This is a genomic window from Streptomyces sp. GbtcB6, assembly GCF_019091475.1.
Lineage (GTDB): Bacteria > Actinomycetota > Actinomycetes > Streptomycetales > Streptomycetaceae > Streptomyces > Streptomyces hyaluromycini.
This window is the reverse complement of record NZ_JAGXJL010000003.1, coordinates 396,549-418,204: the sequence shown is the minus strand read 5'-3', so window position 1 is coordinate 418,204 and position 21,656 is coordinate 396,549. Positions and strand designations below refer to the sequence as shown.

Sequence of the window (21,656 nt, the reverse complement as noted above, 5' to 3'; positions counted from 1 at the left end):
TTAAAGCCCTGAACGCTCGTACAACCATTCGCGCGAACCCGTGTGTCAACGTGGGTATGACTCACAGACGAAGGAGAGGGCTGGTCGCCACCGCACTCGGCACCGGGTTTCTCATAGCCGGCGTGGCCGGGGCCGCGCCCGCCTCGGCCGCCACGCCCACCGTCAGCTGCACGTCGGCCAAGGCGGCCCTCGCCACGAAGCTGAAGAACGACATCACCACGGCCATCGCGAACCGCAAGGGGACGATCGCCGTCGGGCTGTACGACCGTTCGACGAAGACGACCTGCACCCTCCGCTCCACCACGCACTACGACTCGGCCAGCACGGTCAAGGTGACCGTCCTCGCCACGCTGCTGTGGGACGCGAAGAAGCACAACCGGTATCTGACGGCCACCGAGCAGTCGCTCGCCAAGGCCATGATCACGCAGTCGGACAACGACGCGACCTCCAAGCTGTGGAAGCAGCTCGGCCTGACGAAGATCAAGGGCTTCCTGAGCGCCGCCGGGATGACGCAGACCACCCCGGGTGCCAACGGCTACTGGGGCCTGACCCAGATCGACGTGCACGACGAGCAGCGGCTGCTCGCGCTGGTCACCGCCAAGAACACCGTGCTCAGCGACAGTTCGCGCGCCTACATCCTGAAGCTGATGGGGCAGGTCATCTCGTCCCAGCGGTGGGGCACTCCGTACGGCGCCCCGTCCGGTGTCTCGGTGCACGTCAAGAACGGCTGGCTGCAGCGCGCCACGCACGGCTGGCGGGTACACAGCCTCGGCACGTTCACAGGCGGCGGCCACGACTACCAGATGACCGTCCTGACCCAGGACAACAGCACCATGAGCTACGGCATCAACACCATCCAGGCCGTCGCGAAGGTCGTCCACAAGGACCTCGCGGCCTCCTGAGGCGGAGGGCGGAGGGGGCGGCGGCTCTCGTGTTCCGGACCTGTCGCAGCGCCGCGGCGGCCGGAAATCGACCCTTTCCTTCACGGGGCGGTCTCCACCCCGTCACCGATCCCCCCTACGGTGACCGCCATGCGCCTGAGAACCGTACTCGCCACCGTCACCGCCGGCCTGGCGGCGGCCACCTGTCTGTCCGCCGCCGGGTCCGCCAACGCCGTCGCACCCGGCACCGGCGCGGCCGACACCGCCGCCGCCCACGCGTGTTCGCCCTCGGTCTCCCTCGACGGCTTCTCCGACGCCCTCGACAAGACGACCTTCGGCGGCTACTTCGTCGGCAACCTCTCCGCGCTCGCCGTGGACAAGGACGGATCCCTGGCCGCCCTCGCCGACCGGTCCTACCTCTTCGACCTGGACGCGAAGACACTCGCGCCGAAGTCGGTCGTCGGGCTCGCCGACGAGAACGGCGCCGCGCTCGACTCCGAGGGCCTGGTCGTGGACCGGGACGGCACCCGCCTGATCACCTCCGAGACCGAGCCGTCCATCCGCCGCTACTCGGTGGACGGCAAGATCCTGGACCGCCTCCCCGTGCCGTCGTCCCTGCTCGTGTCCCCGGCCGGGCGGGCCACCTCCAACCAGACCTTCGAGGGCCTGACCCTCCTCAACGGCGGCCGCACCCTGCTGGCGTCGATGGAGTACGCCATCTCCGGGGACACCGCCGGGATCGTCCGCTTCCAGACCTGGCAGCGCACCAAGGGCGACCACTTCAAGCTGTCGGCCCAGTACGCCTACCGCACCGACGGCCCGATCCTCGGCGTCCCCGAGGTGCAGGCGCTGCCCGACGGCCGTCTCCTCGTCCTGGAGCGCGGCTTCACCTCCGGCGTCGGCAACACCGTCCGCCTCTACCTGGCCGACCCGCGGCACGCCACGGACACCAGCGGCATCGAGAACCTCACCGGGCAGGCCGGCGTCCGGCTGATCAAGAAGACCCTGCTGACGGACATAGCGAGCTGCCCGACGCTGGGCGCCACGGCGAAGCAGCCGCAGCCCAACCCGCTCCTCGACAACATCGAGGGCATGGTCGTCACCGGCCGCGCGAAGGGCGCGTACAAGGTCCTCCTGGTCAGCGACGACAACCAGAACGCCGTACAGACGACGCGGTTCTACCGGCTGTCGGTCCGCGCGCACTGACACAGCGGCACCCGGGTAGGAGGGCGGCCGCACCGGCCGCCCTCTTACCGACATCTCATCCACCCACAGCCTGCACCCAGGATCGGCACAGCCCGCGCCCATCGGCCGTCTGCATGGTGGGATGGTGACATCTGCCACCGATCCCGTCCCCCACACGCCCGTGTCCCCCGACTGGGGCCCGCCCACGGCGTCCCCCACGCCCGCCCCCGCGGCTCCCCAGCCGGACAAGGCGCCACGCTGGTCGCTCCCCGCGTTGATCGCGATCCTGGTCCTGGCGGCGGTGCTCTACTCCTGGAACCTCTCCGGTTCCGACATGAACACCTTCTACAGCGGCGCGATCTGGGCCGGTACGAAGAGCTGGAAGGCCTGGTTCTTCGGTTCGCTGGACCCCGGCAACTTCCTGACCGTCGACAAACCGCCGTTCGCGCTCATGGTCATGGGCCTGTCCTGCCGCATCTTCGGCTTCGGCACCTGGCAGATGATGGCGCCCGAGGTCGTGGTCGCGCTCGCCACGATCTGGATCCTGCACTCCACCGTGAAGCGGGTGTGGGGGCACGGTGCGGCGACCGTCGCCGCGCTGGTGCTGGCGCTGACCCCGATCACCGTCGCCATCAACCGCGACAACAACCCCGACACCATCCTCGTCTTCCTCATGGTGTCGGGTGCGGCGCTGGCGTTCCGCGCCACCCGTGACGAGAAGCTGCTGCCGCTGCTCGGCTCGGCGGCCTGCTTCGGTCTCGCCTTCAACACCAAGCTGCTCGCGGGCTGGATCGCGCTCCCGGCCGTCTTCGCGCTCTACCTCTACGCGTCGAAGGCCACCTGGGCGAAGCGCGCCGTCAACCTGGCCCTTGCAGCGGTCGTCCTGGCCGTCTCCAGCTTCTGGTGGGCGGTCGCCGTCTCCCTGGTCCCGGCCTCCGACCGGCCGTACATCGGCGGTTCCACGGACGGCTCCGCCTGGAACCTGATCATGGGCTACGACGGTCTCGGCCGCGTCTTCGGCGGCGAGGGCAACGGCGCGGGCGGCGGTGGCGGAGGCGGCGGCTTCTCCGGCTCCGCGGGCCTCGGCCGCATGTTCAACTCCATCCTCGGCGGCCAGATCTCCTGGCTGCTCCCCTTCTCCGCGATCGCCCTGATCGGCGGCCTGGTGCTGTGCGGCCGCGCCCCGCGCACCGACCTGAAGCGGATGGCGCTGGTCCTGTGGGGCGGCTGGACCCTCCTGCACTACGTGATCTTCGCGACCGCCCAGGGCACCATGCACCCCTACTACACGACCGCGCTCGCCCCCGGCATCGCGGTGCTGTGCGGCGGCGGTGGCGCGATGCTGCTGGAGGCGTTCCGCACCGACAAGCGGTGGATCTGGGTCCTCCCGGCCGCCTTCGGTGTCACCGGCATCTGGGCGATCGTGCTGCTGCGCCGCGCCTCCGGCTGGAACACCTGGCTGTGGCCGGCGATCGGCGTGCTGACCGTGGCCGGCATCGTGGGCATGATCTTCTCCCGCTCCGGCAACAAGGCCCGCCTGCTGGCGGCCTCCCTGGCGGCGGCCGTGATCGCGGCGCTCGCGGGTCCGACGGCGTACGCGGCGACCCTGCCGTTCGGCAGCAGCAGCGGCGGCGGTATGCGCGGCGGCACGAACCCGACCGCGGGCCCCTCGACGGGCAGCGGCTTCGGCGGCGGACCCGGCGGCGGTGGCGGCGGCAACCGGGGCGACTTCCCGGGCGGCGGCGAGCTGCCGGGCGGCACCCAGCAGGGCGGTGGCCAGAACAGCCAGGCCGGCGGCGAGGCGGGCGGCGGTTTCCCCGGCGGTATGAACGGCGAGGCCCCGACCGGCGGCACGAACGGCCAGGCCCCCGGCGGCGGCAGCGGTCAGGTGACGCCCGGCGGCGGCACCGGTGAACTGCCGAGCGGCGGCTTCGGCGGCGGCGAGGCTCCCGGCGGAACCGGAACCGGCAGCACCGGCACCGGCACCGGTCGTGCGGCAGGCGGCGGCTTCGGCGGCGGTGGCGGCATGGGCGGCAGCGTGAGCAGCGATCTGATCGCCTACCTGAAGAAGCACATGGACGGCGCCACCTGGCTGCTGGCCGTCTCCAACTCGCAGTCCTCGTCGCAGATCGAGCTGAGCTCGAACGAGCCCGTCATCTCCATGTGGGGCTTCACCGGGTCCGACAACGCGATGACCGTCGCCAAGCTGAAGGAACTGGTGAAGGCGGGCAAGCTGCACTACATCCAGGTCGGCAGCAGCGGCATGGGCATGGGCGGCAACAACACCCTCAGCTCCCAGGTGACCGCCTGGGTGGAGAAGAACGGCACGGCGGTGAAGGAGAGCGCGTACAGCAAGAGCACGACGAGCAGCTCCGGTTCGAGCTCCAGCTCCTCGTCCTCTTCCTCGTCCTCCTCCTCGCAGAGCACCACCTCCACGATCTACCGGCTGGACCCGTCGGACGTCAGCTGACGCACCGGCAGCACCGAGGCCCCCGACCACACGGTCGGGGGCCTCTTTTTACGTCCCGTTTACCTGCGCGTCCTCATGTTCATGTCACTCTCCTTCTTGCCGCCTCGTCAACCCGCGTAGATGGGAAGCTCTTTATGCTGGCGACACACATCCGGCGCTGGAAGTCGGTGGCCCTGACGACCGCAGCCGTCCTGGTGGGCCTCACCGCCCCCGCGCTGACGGCGACTCCGGCCGCCGCCACCACGACCGCGTACGACTCGACGTACTACAAGAACGCGATCGGCAAGACGGGTACGAGCCTCAAGTCGTCCCTGCACACGATCATCAGCGCCAACGTCACCAAGCTGTCGTACTCGGCCCTCTGGGACGCCCTGAAGAAGACCGACCAGGACCCGAACAACAGCAGCAACGTGATCCTGCTGTACTCGGGCATCTCGCGCAGCAAGACCCTCAACGGCGGTGACAGCGGCGACTGGAACCGTGAGCACGTGTGGGCCATCTCGCACGGCGACCTCACCACGTCCACCGGCCCCGGCACGGACCTGCACCACATCCGTCCCGAGGACGTGGCGGTCAACGGCAAGCGCGGCAACCTCGACTTCGACGAGGGCGGCTCCACCTTCACCAACAGCGGCGGCAGCAAGGTCGACTCGGACTCCTTCGAGCCCCGTGACGCCGTCAAGGGCGACGTGGCCCGCATGATCCTCTACATGGCCGTCCGCTACGAGGGCGACGACGGGTTCGCGAACCTGGAGCCCGACGACAAGGTCGGCAACGGCTCCAACCCGTACATCGGCAAGCTCTCGATCCTCAAGCAGTGGAACGACGAGGACCCGCCGGACTCCTTCGAGGAGAACCGCAACCAGGTCATCTACGACACCTACCAGCACAACCGGAACCCGTTCATCGACCACCCGGAGTGGGTGGACGCGATCTGGTGAGCGGGCCGGTCGTACTACTTACCTCACACAGGTGAAGTCGATCTTGGGCTCGGGCGTGTCCGAGTGACCGCCCAGCAGCATGGGGGCGCCCCGGCAGTTCCGCCGGGGCGTCCCCAACTCCCGTTCCGGAGAGTCCCGTGAAGCTTCGTTCCTGGTCCCTCGCCGCCGCCCTCGCCCTGACCGCCCTGGTGGCGCCCGCGCAGAGCGCCTCCGCACACGCGGCCGCCGCCCCCTCCTGTCCCGACGGCTCGGTGTGCTTCTGGAGCGGCGAGGGCTTCGGCGGCGACTACTGGGAGTGGACGGCCCGCAGCGGCTACCGCGACATGCCGCCGAACCTCCACGACCACGTCGGCTCCTTCGTCGCCTCCACCCGCGCCTGCCTCGTCAACTGGTCCCCGACCGAGAAGCGCGACGTCTTCAACGGCGACTGGCGCTCCCAGTACCTCGGCGACTTCGGCGGCCGCATCGACGGGGTGGGGGCGGGCGGCTGCTGAGTCCGCCGCCCTACCGGGACGGGCGCCTCGGCAGCATCTCCCCTGTCACCCGAGGACCTCTCTCGCGACCCTGTCCTGACGTTGCATCAGGGACCGCCAGGTCGCGAGAACCGCGGGGTGCGCGTCGAGCCAGGCGCGCTGGACGACGGCCAGTCTGGTGTAGGCCGTACGCAGGTAGTCGGTGTCGGACTTGCAGCGGATGTCGGCCTTGGCGACCGGGCTGGTGGCGAAGTCGGTGTCGCGGGGGAGGCTGTTGAGCAGGCGGACCGGGTCGTCCGTCTCGACTCCGGCGGCCAGCATGCAGCGCGCCCAACGGGCGTCGGCCGCACGGAAGGCCGGGTCCTTGTCCAGGTTCTTGCGGGCCTGCTGCTCGCCCTCGCCGAGTTGGATGGTCACCTGGAGCCACCGCCGGCGCTGGGAGCCCAGCAGCCGCTTCTTGGCCTCGGCCTGGCAGCCCGTGGCCGGCACGGACACCTTGATGAGCTTGCCCCGGGCGGAGATACGCCGGTCGGCGGGACCGTAGAGCGCGACGAGGAACGCCTTGCTCTTCGGCTGTTCCGACGCGCCCGGTTCGGGGGCGGCGGTGGCGGTGGCGAGCGACTCCAGGCCGAACGGCAGCGGGTGGTCGACGGTGGCCGCGGTCGGCCGGGGGACGGCGGCCGGCGTGTACCGGTAGCCGCGGGCGGCCATGCAGGTGATGGTCAGTCTCCGGACCGCCTGGTCGATCCGCCACCGCCGATCGCTGGGCGCGTGCCGGAGCGGATAGAAGGGCAGGCGGGCACTCAGGCGGCCGACGTCCGGCCCCGGCTGCGGGGTGCCGGTCGCGGACGGACCCGACCGGTCGACGTACACCCAGGCGGCACAGGCGACGACGACCACGGCGGTCGCCAGTGCGGCGAACTTGCGCGTTACCAAGGTCTTCCTCCTCCCAGCAGGGCGGATCCGGCGGCACCCCGCCGGATCCACCACAGGGCGCGGGTCAGTCGTCCCAGCAGCCGCCCGGGTTCGAGGTCGTCAGCGAGAGAGAGCTGGCCGACCCCCCGACGATGGCATCCGCGTCCCCGCCGGGCGCGACGCAGAAGACCATGCCGCCGCCGTAGTTGATGTCCAGGTAGTACCGGGAGTAGTAGCTGCCGGTGCTTGAGTTGCTGGCGTACCCGACGTTGTCGTTGACGGTCGCACCGGAGCCGGCGGTGCCGTACGTCGTGCTGTTGAAGGTGTCGTTCGTGAAGTTGCTGTCGCTGTTGAAGTACGAGTGCCTGGCGCTGCTGAAGGTGGACCAGAACACGCAGTGGTAGCCAGAGGAACAGTGGGTGCCGGCCGATGCCGGGGAGGCCGTGACGACTCCGCCGACGGTGAGCGCGGCGGCCAGGCCGGCGGTCGCCGCCAACGCCCTGCGTGACCGGGCCCACCTGGGCCTTAGTGTCATAGACATGACATTCCTTCCTGTCGGTCTCGGGCTGACCCGCACCACACTGGCAGCGGTCCGCCCGATTTCCCATGCTTTGCGGCCACGGCCGAAAAGCCCAGGTCAGCGACATAAATCCGGCACATCATGTGATCCATGTACGCACGAGCACATGTCCGAATAACATCTGTGACGGGTGTTGTCAGCCGTGTCCGGCGGCGGCCATGATGACTCGCGCGGCCACAACGGGGGCCGGACGGGGGGGCCGTCATGCTGCGCATCCATTTCACCGAGGCCGATCTGGCCCGCACCCGGCTGGCGTCCGAGCCTGATCCGCTCTGGGAGATCACCCTGAGCCTGCACCGGTTCCAGACCCAGCAGGGGCGCAGCGCGCACGCGGAGTGGTACCGAACGACCCGCGCGCGACTGGCGGACCGGGGACTTGAGGGGGCCTTGCGGCACGTCCTGCTGCCGCTCTTCCCGAGAACCGCGTACTTCCCGGACTTCCTGACCCCGGCGGAGAGCACCCAGGGCCTCACGGCCGGGCTCGCGGCGATGGTGGACACCCCCGTCGACCGGGTACGCCGCGAGATCGTGCGCTTCTCAGCGGTCGGGGCACCGCCTTGGGCACCGCGGCTCCTGGAGCGCGAGTCACGTCAGGACCTGGCGGAGGCCATGCGGCGGTACTACGACGTCGCTGTGGCGCCCTTCCGGGAGCGCGTGCTGGCCAGGGTGGAGGCGGACCGGTCGGTCCGGGGGCGGACGCTCCTGGCCGACGGGACGGACGGGCTGCTCGACGGGCTGGGACCGCACCTGCGTTGGGAGGCGCCGGTGCTCCATGTGCGCTATCCGGTGGACCGCGACCTCAGGCTGGACGGGCGGGGACTGACCCTGGTGCCGTCGTACTTCTGCTGGGGCTGTCCGATCGCGCTGGCCGACTCGACGCTGCCACCCGTGCTGGTCTATCCCCTGCTGCGCGAGGCGCGGCCGCCCGCCGTCGACCGGCCGCTCGGCGCGCTGCTGGGCCGGACCCGGGCCCGGGTGCTGCGCGGCATCGCGCCGGGCGCGACCACCGGCGAACTGGCCCGGCTGGCCGGGGTGTCGGCGCCCACGGTGAGCCAGCACATCGCGGCCCTGCGGGACGCGGGGCTCATCAGCAGCCTCCGGTACGGCACCAGCGTCCTGCACACGCTCACCCCGCTCGGGGCGGCCCTGCTGCAGGGCACGAAGCGGCCGGCGGCCCCGGTTCCCTGAGCCGCGGTCAGCCCAGGTGCGTCGGCGCGAACATCCGCAGCAGGGCCGGGAGCACGACCACCGAGGGGCCCGGCGCGGCGAGGGCCTTCGCCAGGTCGGTCTCCAGGGTGTCTGGGGACGTCCGTACGGCCGGGACCCCGAAGGACTCGGCGAGCGCCACGTAGTCGGGGCGGGCCAGTTCCGTCGCCGTGGCCTCGCCGAAGGCGCCGGTCATGTACTCGCGCAGGATGCCGTAGCCGCCGTCGTCGACGATCAGCCAGGTGACCGGGAGGTCGTGCTGCCGTGCCGTCGCCAGTTCGGCGACGGAGTAGAGGGCGCCGCCGTCGCCCGACACCGCGAGCACCGGGCGGGTCGGGTCGGCGGCCGCCGCGCCCAGCGCCGCCGGGAAGCCGTAGCCGAGGCCGCCCGCGCCCTGGGCGGAGTGCATCAGGTTCGGGGCGTGGGCGTCGAACGCCGACCAGGCCCAGTACGCCAGGATCGTCATGTCCCAGAAGGACGGGGAGCCGGCGGGCAGGGCGCGCCGGACCGACGCCAGCACCTCCTGTTCCAGGGTGAGTTCCTGGGCGGCGATGCGGCCGGCGACCTGGTCGAGCACGGCCCGGACTCGGTCGGCCGCCCGGTCGGCCGCCCGGTCGTCCTCGCGCGGGGTCACCGTCTCCAGGAGCGCCTGGAGCGCGAGGCGGGCGTCCGCGTGGATGCCGAGGGCGGGGTGGTTGGACTCCAGTTTGCCGAGGTCGGCCTCGATCTGGACGACCCGGCCGCGCGGCTTGAACGTGTGGTAGTTCGAGGAGAGTTCGCCGAGGCCCGAGCCGACCACCAGCAGGACGTCCGCGTCCTCCAGGAAGTCCGTGGTGTGGCGGTCCTCCAGCCAGGACTGGAGGGAGAGGGGGTGGTGCCAGGGGAACGCGCCCTTGCCGCCGAAGGTGGTGACGACCGGGGCGTTCAGCTTCTCGGCCAGCTGCCGCAGCTTGCCGGAGGCGTCCGCCCGTACCACCCCGCCGCCCGCGATGACCGCCGGGCGGGCGGCGCGCGAGAGCAGATCGGCCGCCACCGCGGTCAGTTCGGGGCGCGGGGCGAGTTCGTCCGGGGTCGCGTCCACCGCCGTCACCACGGGCAGCGCGGTCTCCGCGAGGAGTACGTCCTGCGGGATCTCCACCCACACCGGGCCGTGCGGGGCGGTCAGCGCCGACTTCCAGGCAGCGGCGAGCGCGGACGGGATCTGCGACTGGGTGCGGACGGTGTGGACCGACTTCACCACGCCCCGGAAGGAGGCCGCCTGGTCCGGGAGTTCGTGCAGATAGCCGTGGCGGCCGCCGCCGAGGCCGGCGGTCGGGATCTGGCTGCTGATGGCCAGGACGGGGGCGGAGGCGGAGGCCGCCTCGTGCAGCGCGGCCAGCGAGGTCAGCGCGCCGGGGCCGGTGGAGAGGAGCAGCGGGGCCGCCTCGCCGGTGATCCTGCCGTAGGCGTCCGCCGCGAAGCCCGCGTTGTTCTCCACCCGCAGGCCGACATAGCGCAGCGAGGAGCGGCGCAGGGCGTCGAACATGCCGAGGGCGTGCTGGCCGGGCAGCCCGAAGACGGTGGTCGCGCCGAGCCCGGCCAGGGTCTCCACGACCAGGTCCCCGCCGTTGCGGCCGGCGGGCGGGTTCAGGGCTGCGGCCGTCTGCGCCTGAGTCGGGCGGAGCACCAGGTCGTGGTCGTGGGTCACTTCGAACGAGCCTCGGCAATCTGTCGGGTCATGATCGTGGTCAGTTCGTACGCCGTGTGCGAGGCCGCCACCGAGGTGATCTCGGCGTGGTCGTACGCGGGGGCCACCTCGACGACGTCCGCCGAGACGAGGTTGCATGCGGAGAGACCGCGCAGGATCTCCAGCAGTTCCCTGGACGTCATACCACCGGCCTCGGGCGTGCCGGTGCCCGGGGCGTGCGCGGGGTCCAGGCAGTCGATGTCGATCGATATGTAGAGGGGCCGGTCGCCGATGCGCTGACGCAGTTGGTCGGCCACCTCGTCGGCGCCGCGGCGGTAGATGTCCGCCGAGGTCACGATGCCGAAGCCCATCTTCTCGTCGTCGGTCAGGTCCTGCTTGCCGTACAGCGGCCCGCGGGTGCCCACGTGCGAGAGGGCGGAGGTGTCCAGGATCCCCTCCTCCACCGCCCGCCGGAACGGGGTGCCGTGCGTGTACTCGGCGCCGAAGTAGGTGTCCCAGGTGTCGAGGTGGGCGTCGAAGTGGAGGAGCGCGACCGGGCCGTGCTTCTTCGCGACCGAGCGCAGCAGCGGCAGGGCGATGGTGTGGTCGCCGCCCAGGGTCATCAGGCGGGCACCGGTGCCGAGCAGCTCGTCCGCCGCGGCCTCGATCGTCTCGACGGCCTCGTTGATGTTGAACGGGTTCACCGCGATGTCGCCGCCGTCCGCGACCTGGGCGAGGGCGAAGGGGGACGCGTCCTGCGCCGGGTTGTAGGGGCGCAGCAGCCGGGACGCCTCGCGGATGGCGTTGCCGCCGAAGCGGGCGCCCGGCCGGTACGAGACGCCCGAGTCGAACGGCACGCCCACCACCGCGACGTCGGCGCGGCCGACCTCGTCGAGGCGGGGCAGCCGGGCGAAGGTCGCGGGACCGGCGTACCGCGGGATGCGGGAGGAGTCGACGGGGCCGCGGGGCGTCTCGTTGCCGCTCATGGGGTGCTGCCTTCTTTCCTACGCTTCATCGCGTACGTACCGCTATGCACTGCTTCTGGCTACGACTCTACTGGTGGGCCGGGACCGGTTCGGACACGAGTTCGGAGGTGCCCCGGCCCGCGAGCCGCTCGCGCCAGTTCGCCAGCACGGTCGCGTCGGTCGGCTTCGTCGCCAGGGAGACGGTGGCATAGGCGACGAGAGAGGAGAGGAGGCCGTAGTAGACCGGCTCGTTGGCGAGGATGCCGTAGCCCGCCATCAGGCCGATCACCGCGAGGCCGCCGACGGTCACGGCGGCGAGGGCGCCCTGGACCGTGCCGCGCTTCCACAGCAGCCCGCCGAGGATCGGCACGAGGAGGCCGCCGACGAGCAGGTTGTACGCCACGGTCAGCGCCTCGACGACGTCGTTGAGGACGATGGCCGTGCCGATCACCCCGATCCCCATGACCAGGATGAAGACCCGGTTGCCCCGCACCTCGTCGTGGTCCCGTGCACCGGACCCGGCCCGCCCCCGCAGCCTCGACCAGATGTCGTTGTTGGCGACGGTCGCGCAGGCGATCAGCGCGCCGGAGGACGTCGACATCACCGCGGCCAGCGCGGCCGCCAGCACCAGCCCCCGCACACCGACCGGGAGTTCGTCCTTGACGATGGTCGCGAAGGCGTCGTCCGGGCTGCCCAGCTTCGGGTACAGCACCTTGGCCGCCGTACCGATCACCGCACCCGCAAGGGCGTAGACCAGGCAGTACGTGCCGGCCACCGTGCCGCCCCACTTCGCCGTCCGGTCGCCGCGCGCCGTGAAGACCCGCGTATGGGGAGGTATGGCTGGTCCTGCCCGATGAGCATGCCGAAGGTGTAGATCAGTACATACGTGAAGATCGTCTCGCCGCCGATGCCCAGCGGGTCGAAGTACGACGTCGGCAGCTTCGCCCTCATCTCGCCGAAGCCGCCCGCCTTCACCACGGCGACAGGGAGCAGGAGCAGCAGCACCCCGATGGTCTTCACCACGAACTGGACCATGTCCGTCAGCGTGATCGACCACATGCCGCCGAGCGTCGAGTACGCGACGACGATCGAGCCGCCGAGGATGATCGCGACGGTCCGGTTCATGTCGAAGAGGACGTCGAAGATCGTGGCGTACGCGATGGTCGAGGTGACGGCGAGCATGAGGGTGTACGCCCACATGACCACGCCGGAGATGACCCCGGCCCGGCCGCCGTACCTCAGATCGAGCATCTCGGAGACGGTGTACACCTTGAGGCGGGCGATCCGGGCCGAGAAGAAGACGGAGAGGGCCAGCAGGCCCAGGCCGATGGTGAAGACCATCCAGGCACCGGACAGCCCGTACTGGTACCCCAGCCCGACCCCGCCGATGGTGGACGCGCCGCCGAGGACGATCGCGGCCATGGTGCCGGAGTACATGACGGGCCCGAGCCGGCGCCCGGCCACCAGGAAGTCGTTCTTCGACCTGGCGCGGCGCATGCCCCACCAGCCCATGGCCAGCATGCCTGCCAGATAGATCACGATCACTGCGTAGTCGACGGCCACAGGGCCCTCCTTCACTGGGGGTCTCGCCGGCGGGTGACGGTCACCGACACTAGGTGGCCGGAAAGCGGCTGCGAAGTGTACGTTTCATCCATTCGAGCCGTACGGGATGAAGGAAACGCACACCATGCCGGACCCCACGGTTCCCACCGCGCCTCCCACGCCCGCCGTGCCCCTCGCCGCCCTCCTGGCCCGCGAGGACCTCGCCCTGCGCCAGATCGCCGGGCCGTCCGACCCGCCCCCGGTCGTCCACGCGGCGCACACCTCGGAGATGGCCGACCCGTACCCGTACCTGCTGGGCGGCGAGCTGCTGCTGACGGCCGGGGTGCACATCCCGGACGCGGCGGGCTCGGGGACCTACTTCGACGACTACGTCTCCCGGATCGTCGCGGCGGGCGGCGCCGCCCTCGGCTTCGGCGTGGCGCCCGTGCACGACACGGTCCCGCGTGCCCTGGTCGAGGCCTGCGACACCTACGGCCTCCCGCTCGTCGAGGTCCCGCCGCAGACCCCGTTCACCGCCGTCGCCCGCGCGGTCTGGCAGCTCCTGGCCCAGGCCCGCCTGGCCGAGCTGCGCCGCGTCACGGAGGCCCAGCAGAGCCTCGCCACCGCGGCGGCCCGCCCGGACCCGGTGCCGTCGGTCCTGCGGCAGCTGGCCCAGCGGGTCGGCGGCTGGACGGCCCTGTACGGCCCGGAGGGTGCGGAGATCGCGTCGGCGGGCCGGCGACCGGAGGCACCGCAGACCGCCTCCCTGGCCGAGCTCGCGGAGGTCGTACGCCCGTCCGGCCCCGGAACCCCCACCTCCGCCACCCACGCCGCCGCCGGCACCCACCTCGCGGCCTACACCCTCAGCACCGGCTTCGTACTCGGCGTGGCCACCCCGGCCCGCGAACCGGGCGACCACACCATCGCCTCGGTAGCCGCGGTCCTCCTCACCCTCCTCACCGGCGAACAGCAGAGCGGCTCAGGCGCGGCCCGCACGTCGGCACTCGTGAGACTGCTGCTGGGAAGCGGTCCAGAGGAAGTGGCCCCCCTACTGAGCAAGGGAACCAACTGGTTCGTCGTACATGCCTGCCCAAACAACCAACGCGACCGTCCCTCCCCAGGGGCGCGGGGAACTGCGCGACCAGCCACAACCCACCCGCAGCCGCCGGACCTCCTGGCCGCCACCGCACTGGGCGCCGCACTCGGCTCAACTCTCATCGACCCCGTAGGGGAAAACGTACGCATCCTCGTCCCAGCCGACCGAGCACCCCAGCCACAGCCCGGCTGGACCCTAGGCGTCAGCGCCCCCGTACCCGCACAGCAATTGTCGGCCGCAGCCGCGCAAGCGACCCGCGCACTGGCCCGCGCCCGAGCGACCCGCACCCCCCTCGTCCGGCACCGCACCCGTCCCGCTCTCGACGCCCTCGTCCCGAGGGAAGCGGCCCAGGCCCACGCACGTGAACTGCTCGAACCCCTCGCCGAACACCCCGCTCTCGTCGAGACGCTGCGCACCTGGCTCTCCCTGCACGGCAGTTGGGACCGTACGGCGGTCGCCCTGTCCGTCCACCGCAACACCGTGCGGCAGCGCATCGCCCGCTCCGCGGAGCTCCTCCGCGTCGAACTCGACGACCCGGACGTACGGATGGAGCTGTGGTTCGCCCTGCGGCAGGAGTGAGTGACGCACGTCCCAGCGGGCGATACGCAGGGAAATCGCACAGTGCGCTGCCCCACAATGAAGCTATGCCGATACCCGGGACGCCCAGCCGCGCCGAGCTCGTAGAGCACCTTGTGAAGACCCGTATCGCGGGCGATGTCGCCACACCCCGCGAGAACAACCTGCTCCACTACCGCAAGCTGGCCAACGGCGAGCGCAACTGGTGGCTGGGGCTGGAACTCGGCGACCGGTGGACCGACGAGCAGGACGTGCTGGCCGTGATGGCCGAGCGGGTCGGGGTGAACGACGACCCCGAGTACCGGTACGGCCAGGACACCATCGACCCCGAGCTGACCGTGGACGGCCTGAACCGGCTGGCGGCGCGGCTGCGCAAGGCGGCCGAGGGGCGGCAGCGGGTGCTGTTCGCGACCGGTCACCCGGGCGGTCTGCTGGATGTGCACCGGGCGACGGCGGCCGCGCTGCGCACCGCCGGCTGCGAGATCGTGGTCATCCCGGACGGGCTGCAGACGGACGAGGGATACGTCATGCAGTTCGCCGACGTGGCGGTCCTCGAACACGGCGCGACGCTGTGGCACACGCACTCCGGGGAGCCGATGAAGGCCATCCTGGGCGGTCTGGAGCGCGAGGGCAGGCCGCAGCCGGACCTGGTCGTCGCCGACCACGGCTGGGCGGGCTATGCGGCACAGGTGGGCCTGGACTCGGTCGGATACGCGGACTGCAACGACCCGGCGCTGTTCCTCGCCGAGTCGGAGGGCACCCTCCAGGTGGCCGTACCGCTGGACGACCATGTGCTCAGCCCGCGGTACTACGACCCGATGACCGCGTATCTGCTGGCCGAGGCGGGGCTGGCCTGACAGACCGATGTGCGGCCCCCGGAAGCGGGAGCCGCACATCGTGGCCTGGTCCTAGACCCTGGGTTCCTGGTCCGGTCACGCCCGGTCGGTTCAGCCGAAACCGAAACCGTTGAAGCCGCCGAAGCCGCCGAACCCACCGAAGCCGCCGAAGCCGCCGAACCCCACGGTGGGGACGACCACGACGGGGACTACGGGGATGACGGGGAGGAACCCGAAGTTGCTGAAGCGGCAGCCGTTGTTGAACCCGCCGCCGAACCGGGAGTTGTTGCAGCCGAAGCCGCCGGTGACCACGCTCTGGTGAGTGGAGGCGGGGGCCGCCGAGGCGGTACCCGCGGCGCCGACCGCGGCTCCACCGGCCAGCAGCAGGCCGGCGGCAGACATCGCGGCGAGACGCCTCGCGCGCTGTACTCGCATGGGAAATACCTTTCTGCCGGACTTACGTCCGCTACGCGGCACGTCCGCTATGCGGCACATGCACTGTGCGGCATTTCACTCATAGAGCTTAATTCCGGATAAGACGGACGGCACGTCGGAAGATCACCGCCCGTGATCTCCCGAGCTCACGGCCCCCGGAGCCAGCCCGGGAGTCGGGTCCGGAGCCGGCCCGGGAGTCGGGTCCAGGTACACCCGGCCGATCGCCGGGAACGCGGCCCGCAGCCGCTGTTCGGCCCGCTCGCAGGCCCACTCGATCTCGGCCGCCGTCGACACGTCCCGGAAGTCCACCTTGGCGGCGACCAGCGCCTCGTGCGGGCCCTGCACCAGCGTGGTCAGCTCCAGTACGGCCACGATGTGCTCGGACTCCAGCAGCTCCGCCCGGATCCGCTCCCGCACGGGCCTCGGCAGCGGCCGCCCGATGAGCAGCTCGGCGTTGGACCGGCCCAGCACCCAGGCGACGTACAGCAGGAGCAGGCCGATGAGGAGGGAGGCGAGGCCGTCCCAGACGCCGGAGCCGGTCAGCTGGCCGCCGAGCAGCCCGCCGGCCGCGAGCACCAGCCCGACGAGCGCGGCCGAGTCCTCCATCACCACGGCCTTCACGGCGGTGTCCGGGGTGTTCCGGAGGTACAGCTTGAACGGCGCCTTGAAGCGGGCCGCCTCCCCGCGCGCCTGCCGCAGCCCGGTGCGCAGCGAGAAGCCCTCCAGCACGAAGGCGACGGCGAGCACGATGTACGACACCAGGGGGTCGCCCGGCTTCTCCCCCACGGCCAGGGTGTGGATGCCGTCGTAGAGGGAGAACACGGCGCCGCCGACGAAGGTGGCGACGGCGGCGAGCATGGCCCAGATGTACCGCTCGGGGCCGTAGCCGAGGGGGTGCTCCTCGTCGGCGGGCTTCTCGCTGCGCTTGAGGGCGGTGAGCAGCAGCAGCTCGGTGACGGTGTCGGCGACCGAGTGCGCCGCCTCGGAGAGCATCGCGCTGGACCCGCTGATGACTCCGGCGACCGCCTTGGCGAGCGCGATCCCGAGATTGGCGACGGCGGCGACGATCACCGTGAAGGTGCTCTCGCCGCCGCCCTGTTGGGCTTGATCGAGGTGTTCGGCTTGGGCCATGCCCCAGTGTTACCTGGGGACGCGGACCACACCCTCCTGGATCACGGAAATGGCGAGTGAACCGTCCTGGGTGTAGATCCGGGCCTGGCCGAGCCCGCGGCCGCCGTGGGCCGACGGGGACTCCTGGTCGTACAGCAGCCACTCGTCGGCGCGGAAGGGCCGGTGGAACCACATGGCGTGGTCGAGGGAGGCGCCCACCACGTCCCCGACCGCCCAGCCGCCGCGGCCGTGCGCGAGCAGGACGGAGTCGAGGAGGGTCATGTCGGAGACGTACGTCGCGAGGACGACGTGCAGCAGGGGGTCGTCTTCGAGTTTGCCGTTGGTGCGGAACCACACCTGGCTGTGCGGCTCGCGCGGCTCGCCGTACTTGCCGAACGGCGGCTCTTCGACGTACCGCAGGTCGATGGCCTCGCGGGCCTCAAGAAACTTCTCCACGACAGCGGGGTCGAGGTGGTCGTAGCCGCGGAGGCGTTCCGCCGAGGTGGGCAGGGTCGCCGGGTCGGGCGCGGGCGGCATCGGGGCCTGGTGTTCGAGGCCCTCCTCGTCCAGCTGGAAGGAGGCCGACAGGGCGAAGATCGGCCGGCCGTGCTGGACGGCGACCGCTCGCCGGGTGGTGAAGGAGCGGCCGTCGCGGATGCGCTCGACCGTGTAGACGATGGGCGCGCCCGGGTCGCCGGGGCGCAGGAAGTACGCGTGCAGCGAGTGGGCGTGCCGGTCCGCCGGGACGGTGCGCCCGGCAGCGACCAGCGCCTGGGCCGCCACCTGCCCGCCGAAGACGCGCGGGACGACGGCGGACCGGGACTGGCCGCGGAAGATGTTCTCCTCGATCTGCTCCAGGTCGAGCAGGTCGAGGAGATCACTTAGTGCCTCGTTCATGGCACCTTTTCTACTGGCCGGTAATTGCAGGGACCTTACAGGCCCATGTCCTTCGCGATGATCGTCTTCATGATCTCGCTGGTGCCGCCGTAGATGCGGTTGACGCGGTTGTCCGCGTACAGGCGGGCGATCGGGTACTCGTTCATGAAACCGTAGCCGCCGTGCAGCTGGAGGCAGCGGTCGATCACGCGGTGGGCGACCTCGGTGGTGAACAGCTTGGCGCTGGCGGCCTCGGCGGGGGTCAGCTCACCGGCGTCCAGGGCCTCGGTGGCGCGGTCCACGACGGCCTCGGCGGCGTCCACCTCGGCCTGGCAGGCGGCCAGCTCGAACTTGGTGTTCTGGAAGGCGGCGACGGGCTGGCCGAAGACCACCCGCTCCTGCACGTACTGCTTGGCGAACCGGACGGCGGCCTTGGCCTGCGCGTAGGCGCCGAAGGCGATGCCCCAGCGCTCGGAGGCGAGGTTGTGGCCGAGGTAGTAGAAGCCCTTGTTCTCCTCGCCGAGGAGGTCCTCGACGGGGACCTTGACGTCGACGAACGCCAGCTCGGCGGTGTCGGAGGTCTTGAGGCCGAGCTTGTCGAGCTTGCGGCCGACCGAGTAGCCCTCCGCCTTGGTGTCCACCACGAAGAGGGAGATGCCGTGCCGGCGGTCCTCCTTGGTGGGCGCCGAGGTGCGGGCACAGACGATCATGCGGTCGGCGTGCACACCACCGGTGATGAAGGTCTTGGCGCCGTTGAGGACGTAGTGCGTGCCGTCCTCGCTGAGCTTGGCGGTGGTCTTCATGCCCGCGAGGTCGGAGCCGGTGCCCGGCTCGGTCATCGCGATCGCCCACATCTCCTCGCCGGAGACGAACTTCGGCAGGTACCGCTTCTTCTGCTCGTCGTCGGCGAGCAGCTTTATGTACGGCAGGCCGAGCAGCACGTGCACACCGGAGCCGCCGAAGGCGACGCCCGCACGGGCGGTCTCCTCGTACAGGACGGCCTCGAACTTGTAGGAGTCGATACCGGCGCCGCCGTACTCCTCGTCGACACGGATGCCGAAGACGCCGAGCTCGGCGAGCTTGTAGTAGAAGTCCCGGGGAGCCTGGCCCGCGGCGAACCACTCGTCGTACACCGGTACGACCTCGGCCTCGATGAAGGCGCGGATGGTCTCCCGGAACGCCTCGTGATCCTCGTTGAACAACGTACGGCGCACGGCCGCCACCTCCACGGACTCCGGCATGTCTAAGCGCTTGCTCAGACTCCAAGGTACCGGTGGGTAGCCGACGGGTCCAGGGCGGAAAGGGGAGCGACGGGGGTAACGCTCGTCACGCCGACGCACACGGACCGACCCGCCACACCCCTCGACTCACCACCCACCGACCGACCCTCCACACCCCTCGACTCACCGCCCGCCAAATGACCGCCGCCGCGACCTCCAGGCCCCGCCCACCAGAAATCCCGCCGCGACGGCGATCAGCCACGGCGGCGCAGTCCGGCGGTGCCGAACCGGCCCGAGGCGCTTCGGCACCGCCGAGCACCTTCGCCGTGGCCGATCGCCGTCGCGGTGGATCCAAGGGGGCGGATCTTCGCCCTCACTCCCCCGCCGCCGCCTCGAACGCCCCCCTCGCCATCCGGTGCAGCAGCACTGCCGTCGCCCCCCGCCCCGGCAGGGAACCCGGTCGGCCCAAGTGCGGGGTCGAGTTCAGGAGGCCGAAGACCGAGTGGACCGCCGAGCGGGCCGCGGGCTCCGCGAGCGCCGGGTAGACGCCACGGACCACCTCCACCCACAGCTCGACGTACTGCCGCTGCAGCTGCCGCACCAGTTTCCGGTCGCTGTCGCGCAAGCGGTCCAGCTCCCGGTCGTGCAGGGTGATCAGTGGACGGTCGTCGAGGGCGAAGTCGATGTGGCCCTCGATGAGGGAGTCCAGGACCGCCGAGGGCGCGGTGTCCCCGTCGGCCTCCGCCAGGCGGCGCTTGGCCCCCTTCAGCAGCTGCCCGCTGATCCCCACCAGCAGCTCCGCGAGCATCGCGTCCTTGCCCGCGAAGTGCCGGTAGAGACCGGGCCCGCTGATGCCGACCGCGGCCCCTATCTCGTCCACGCCCACGCCGTGGAAGCCGCGCTCGGCGAACAGCCGGGCAGCCTCCTTGAGGATCTGCTCGCGGCGGGTCGGGGCGTCGGTTCTCGTGACCATGAAGGCAATTCTAGACAGGGAGGTTAGCGGTCGTTAACCTGAAGGAAATGCGTTAACGCTCATTAACAAAGTGAGGGGATCGCGGCATGGACCAGGCACCGGAGCTGACGAGCGCGGCGGACCCCGCGTCGGAGGCCTTTCGGGCCAACGAGGAGGCGCACCGCGTCCTCGTGGAAGAGCTGCGCGCCAAGCTCGCCGCGGCCGCGCTGGGCGGCGGCGAGAAGGCGCGGGCCCGGCACACCGCGCGGGGCAAGCTGCTGCCCCGGGACCGGGTGGACACCCTCCTCGACCCCGGCTCCCCCTTCCTGGAGCTGGCCCCTCTGGCGGCCGACGGCATGTACGACGGGGCGGCCCCGGCTGCGGGCGTGATCGCCGGGATCGGTCGGGTCAGCGGGCGCGAGTGCGTGATCGTCGCCAACGACGCCACGGTCAAGGGCGGCACGTACTACCCGATGACCGTGAAGAAGCACCTGCGGGCGCAGGAGGTGGCCCTCGACAACCGCCTGCCGTGCGTGTACCTCGTCGACTCCGGCGGCGCCTTCCTGCCCATGCAGGACGAGGTCTTCCCGGACCGCGACCACTTCGGGCGGATCTTCTACAACCAGGCCCGGATGTCGGGGGCGGGCATCCCGCAGATCGCCGCCGTCCTCGGCTCCTGCACGGCCGGCGGCGCCTACGTCCCGGCCATGAGCGACGAGGCGGTCATCGTCCGCAACCAGGGCACGATCTTCCTCGGCGGCCCCCCGCTGGTGAAGGCGGCCACCGGCGAGGTCGTGACCGCCGAGGAGCTGGGCGGCGGCGAGGTCCACTCCCGCGTCTCCGGTGTCACCGACCACCTCGCCGAGAACGACGCGCACGCGCTCAGGATCGTCCGGAACATCGTCGCCACTCTGCCGGCCCGGCGCTCCCTGCCCTGGGAGGTCACCCCGGTCGTCGAGCCCAAGGCCGACCCCTACGGCCTCTACGGCGCCGTCCCCGTCGACCCCCGCACCCCCTACGACGTCCGCGAGATCATCGCCAGGGTCGTCGACGGCTCCCGGTTCGCCGAGTTCAAGGCCGAGTTCGGGCAGACCCTCGTCACCGGCTTCGCCCGCATCCACGGCCACCCGGTCGGCATCGTCGCCAACAACGGCATCCTGTTCTCCGAGTCCGCCCAGAAGGGCGCCCACTTCATCGAGCTGTGCGACCAGCGCGGCATCCCCCTGGTGTTCCTGCAGAACATCTCGGGCTTCATGGTCGGCAAGGACTACGAGGCCGGCGGCATCGCCAAGCACGGCGCGAAGATGGTGACTGCCGTGGCGTGCACGCGGGTGCCGAAGCTGACGGTGGTGGTCGGCGGTTCGTACGGCGCCGGCAACTACTCCATGTGCGGCAGGGCCTACTCCCCCCGCTTCCTGTGGATGTGGCCCAACGCCAAGATCTCGGTGATGGGCGGCGAGCAGGCCGCGTCGGTGCTGGCGACCGTCAAACGGGACCAGCTGGAAGCCCGCGGCGAGAGCTGGCCGGCCGACGAGGAAGAGGCCTTCAAGGCGCCCGTCCGCGCGCAGTACGAGCGCCAGGGCAACGCCTACTACGCGACCGCCCGCCTCTGGGACGACGGGGTCGTCGACCCCCTCGACACCCGGCAGGTGCTCGGTCTGGCTCTGACGGCCTGTGGCAACGCGCCCCTGGGTGAGCCCCAGTTCGGCGTCTTCCGGATGTGAGGAGGGG

18 protein-coding genes and 1 pseudogene are annotated in these 21,656 nt (G+C 71.1%); 9 read left to right on the top strand and 10 right to left on the bottom strand.

Going from position 1 to position 21,656, the window contains the following annotated elements:
• Positions 1–56: 56 nt before the first annotated feature.
• The 5 genes from KVT45_RS07330 to KVT45_RS07310 all read left to right on the top strand — a co-directional run bounded on the left by KVT45_RS07330 (position 57) and on the right by KVT45_RS07310 (position 5,971).
• Complete coding sequence (locus KVT45_RS07330; protein WP_217545662.1) at positions 57–902, top strand: serine hydrolase; 846 nt, start codon at positions 57–59, stop codon at positions 900–902.
• A 129-nt stretch (positions 903–1,031) separates the two neighbouring features.
• Positions 1,032–2,087, top strand: coding sequence for an esterase-like activity of phytase family protein (locus KVT45_RS07325; protein WP_217545661.1), 1,056 nt, complete (start codon positions 1,032–1,034; stop codon positions 2,085–2,087).
• A 124-nt stretch (positions 2,088–2,211) separates the two neighbouring features.
• Positions 2,212–4,536: a glycosyltransferase family 39 protein gene (locus KVT45_RS07320; RefSeq protein ID WP_217545660.1), complete on the top strand. Its 2,325-nt coding sequence runs from the start codon at positions 2,212–2,214 to the stop codon at positions 4,534–4,536.
• A 134-nt stretch (positions 4,537–4,670) separates the two neighbouring features.
• Positions 4,671–5,477: an endonuclease I family protein gene (locus KVT45_RS07315; RefSeq protein WP_217545659.1), complete on the top strand. Its 807-nt coding sequence runs from the start codon at positions 4,671–4,673 to the stop codon at positions 5,475–5,477.
• Between the two features lie 137 nt (positions 5,478–5,614).
• Positions 5,615–5,971 carry a peptidase inhibitor family I36 protein gene (locus tag KVT45_RS07310; RefSeq protein ID WP_089105218.1) on the top strand — a complete coding sequence of 119 codons (357 nt, stop codon included), beginning with the start codon at positions 5,615–5,617 and terminating at the stop codon, positions 5,969–5,971.
• 45 nt (positions 5,972–6,016) lie between these two features.
• On the opposite strand, the gene KVT45_RS07305 is transcribed toward KVT45_RS07310, so the two are convergent.
• Together KVT45_RS07305 and KVT45_RS07300 are read right to left on the bottom strand one after the other, a co-directional pair.
• Positions 6,017–6,886 (bottom strand): hypothetical protein, encoded by an 870-nt coding sequence (locus KVT45_RS07305; RefSeq protein WP_217545658.1) that lies wholly within the window; start codon positions 6,884–6,886, stop codon positions 6,017–6,019.
• Positions 6,887–6,950: 64 nt separating this feature from the next.
• Entirely contained in the window at positions 6,951–7,406 is a 456-nt protein-coding gene (locus KVT45_RS07300; RefSeq protein ID WP_217545657.1) for a hypothetical protein, read from the bottom strand.
• A gap of 243 nt (positions 7,407–7,649) precedes the next feature.
• Between KVT45_RS07300 and KVT45_RS07295 the strand changes: the two genes are divergently transcribed.
• Positions 7,650–8,633 (top strand): helix-turn-helix transcriptional regulator, encoded by a 984-nt coding sequence (locus tag KVT45_RS07295; RefSeq protein WP_217545656.1) that lies wholly within the window; start codon positions 7,650–7,652, stop codon positions 8,631–8,633.
• A gap of 7 nt (positions 8,634–8,640) precedes the next feature.
• Here KVT45_RS07295 and KVT45_RS07290 read toward each other — a convergent pair whose 3' ends face one another.
• The 3 genes and pseudogenes from KVT45_RS07290 to KVT45_RS07280 form a co-directional block, all read right to left on the bottom strand.
• The gene (locus KVT45_RS07290; protein WP_217545655.1) at positions 8,641–10,338 is read right to left on the bottom strand and encodes a thiamine pyrophosphate-binding protein; all 1,698 of its coding nucleotides are present in this window, start codon (positions 10,336–10,338) and stop codon (positions 8,641–8,643) included.
• Positions 10,335–11,303 (bottom strand): agmatinase, encoded by a 969-nt coding sequence (gene speB / locus KVT45_RS07285; RefSeq protein WP_217545654.1) that lies wholly within the window; start codon positions 11,301–11,303, stop codon positions 10,335–10,337. The genes KVT45_RS07290 and speB overlap by 4 nt, the downstream gene beginning before the upstream one ends.
• A gap of 67 nt (positions 11,304–11,370) precedes the next feature.
• Positions 11,371–12,845: pseudogene (locus tag KVT45_RS07280) on the bottom strand (sodium:solute symporter).
• A 124-nt stretch (positions 12,846–12,969) separates the two neighbouring features.
• Here KVT45_RS07280 and KVT45_RS07275 point away from each other — a divergent pair.
• Together KVT45_RS07275 and KVT45_RS07270 are read left to right on the top strand one after the other, a co-directional pair.
• Complete coding sequence (locus tag KVT45_RS07275) at positions 12,970–14,499, top strand: PucR family transcriptional regulator (protein ID WP_217545653.1); 1,530 nt, start codon at positions 12,970–12,972, stop codon at positions 14,497–14,499.
• A gap of 65 nt (positions 14,500–14,564) precedes the next feature.
• Positions 14,565–15,353, top strand: a complete 789-nt coding sequence (locus KVT45_RS07270; protein ID WP_089105210.1) for a phosphatase — start codon at positions 14,565–14,567, stop codon at positions 15,351–15,353.
• A 90-nt stretch (positions 15,354–15,443) separates the two neighbouring features.
• Here KVT45_RS07270 and KVT45_RS07265 read toward each other — a convergent pair whose 3' ends face one another.
• From KVT45_RS07265 to KVT45_RS07245, 5 genes are all read right to left on the bottom strand, one after another.
• Positions 15,444–15,767 (bottom strand): hypothetical protein, encoded by a 324-nt coding sequence (locus KVT45_RS07265; protein WP_217545652.1) that lies wholly within the window; start codon positions 15,765–15,767, stop codon positions 15,444–15,446.
• A gap of 123 nt (positions 15,768–15,890) precedes the next feature.
• Positions 15,891–16,898 carry a cation diffusion facilitator family transporter gene (locus KVT45_RS07260; protein ID WP_217545651.1) on the bottom strand — a complete coding sequence of 336 codons (1,008 nt, stop codon included), beginning with the start codon at positions 16,896–16,898 and terminating at the stop codon, positions 15,891–15,893.
• Between the two features lie 9 nt (positions 16,899–16,907).
• Positions 16,908–17,774: an acyl-CoA thioesterase II gene (locus tag KVT45_RS07255; protein WP_217545650.1), complete on the bottom strand. Its 867-nt coding sequence runs from the start codon at positions 17,772–17,774 to the stop codon at positions 16,908–16,910.
• A 35-nt stretch (positions 17,775–17,809) separates the two neighbouring features.
• Complete coding sequence (locus tag KVT45_RS07250) at positions 17,810–18,967, bottom strand: acyl-CoA dehydrogenase family protein (RefSeq protein WP_217545795.1); 1,158 nt, start codon at positions 18,965–18,967, stop codon at positions 17,810–17,812.
• Positions 18,968–19,346: 379 nt separating this feature from the next.
• The gene (locus KVT45_RS07245) at positions 19,347–19,946 is read right to left on the bottom strand and encodes a TetR/AcrR family transcriptional regulator (RefSeq protein WP_217545649.1); all 600 of its coding nucleotides are present in this window, start codon (positions 19,944–19,946) and stop codon (positions 19,347–19,349) included.
• Positions 19,947–20,032: 86 nt separating this feature from the next.
• On the opposite strand from KVT45_RS07245, the gene KVT45_RS07240 reads away from it, so the two are divergent.
• Positions 20,033–21,649, top strand: coding sequence for a carboxyl transferase domain-containing protein (locus KVT45_RS07240; RefSeq protein WP_217545648.1), 1,617 nt, complete (start codon positions 20,033–20,035; stop codon positions 21,647–21,649).
• Positions 21,650–21,656: the final 7 nt, after the last annotated feature.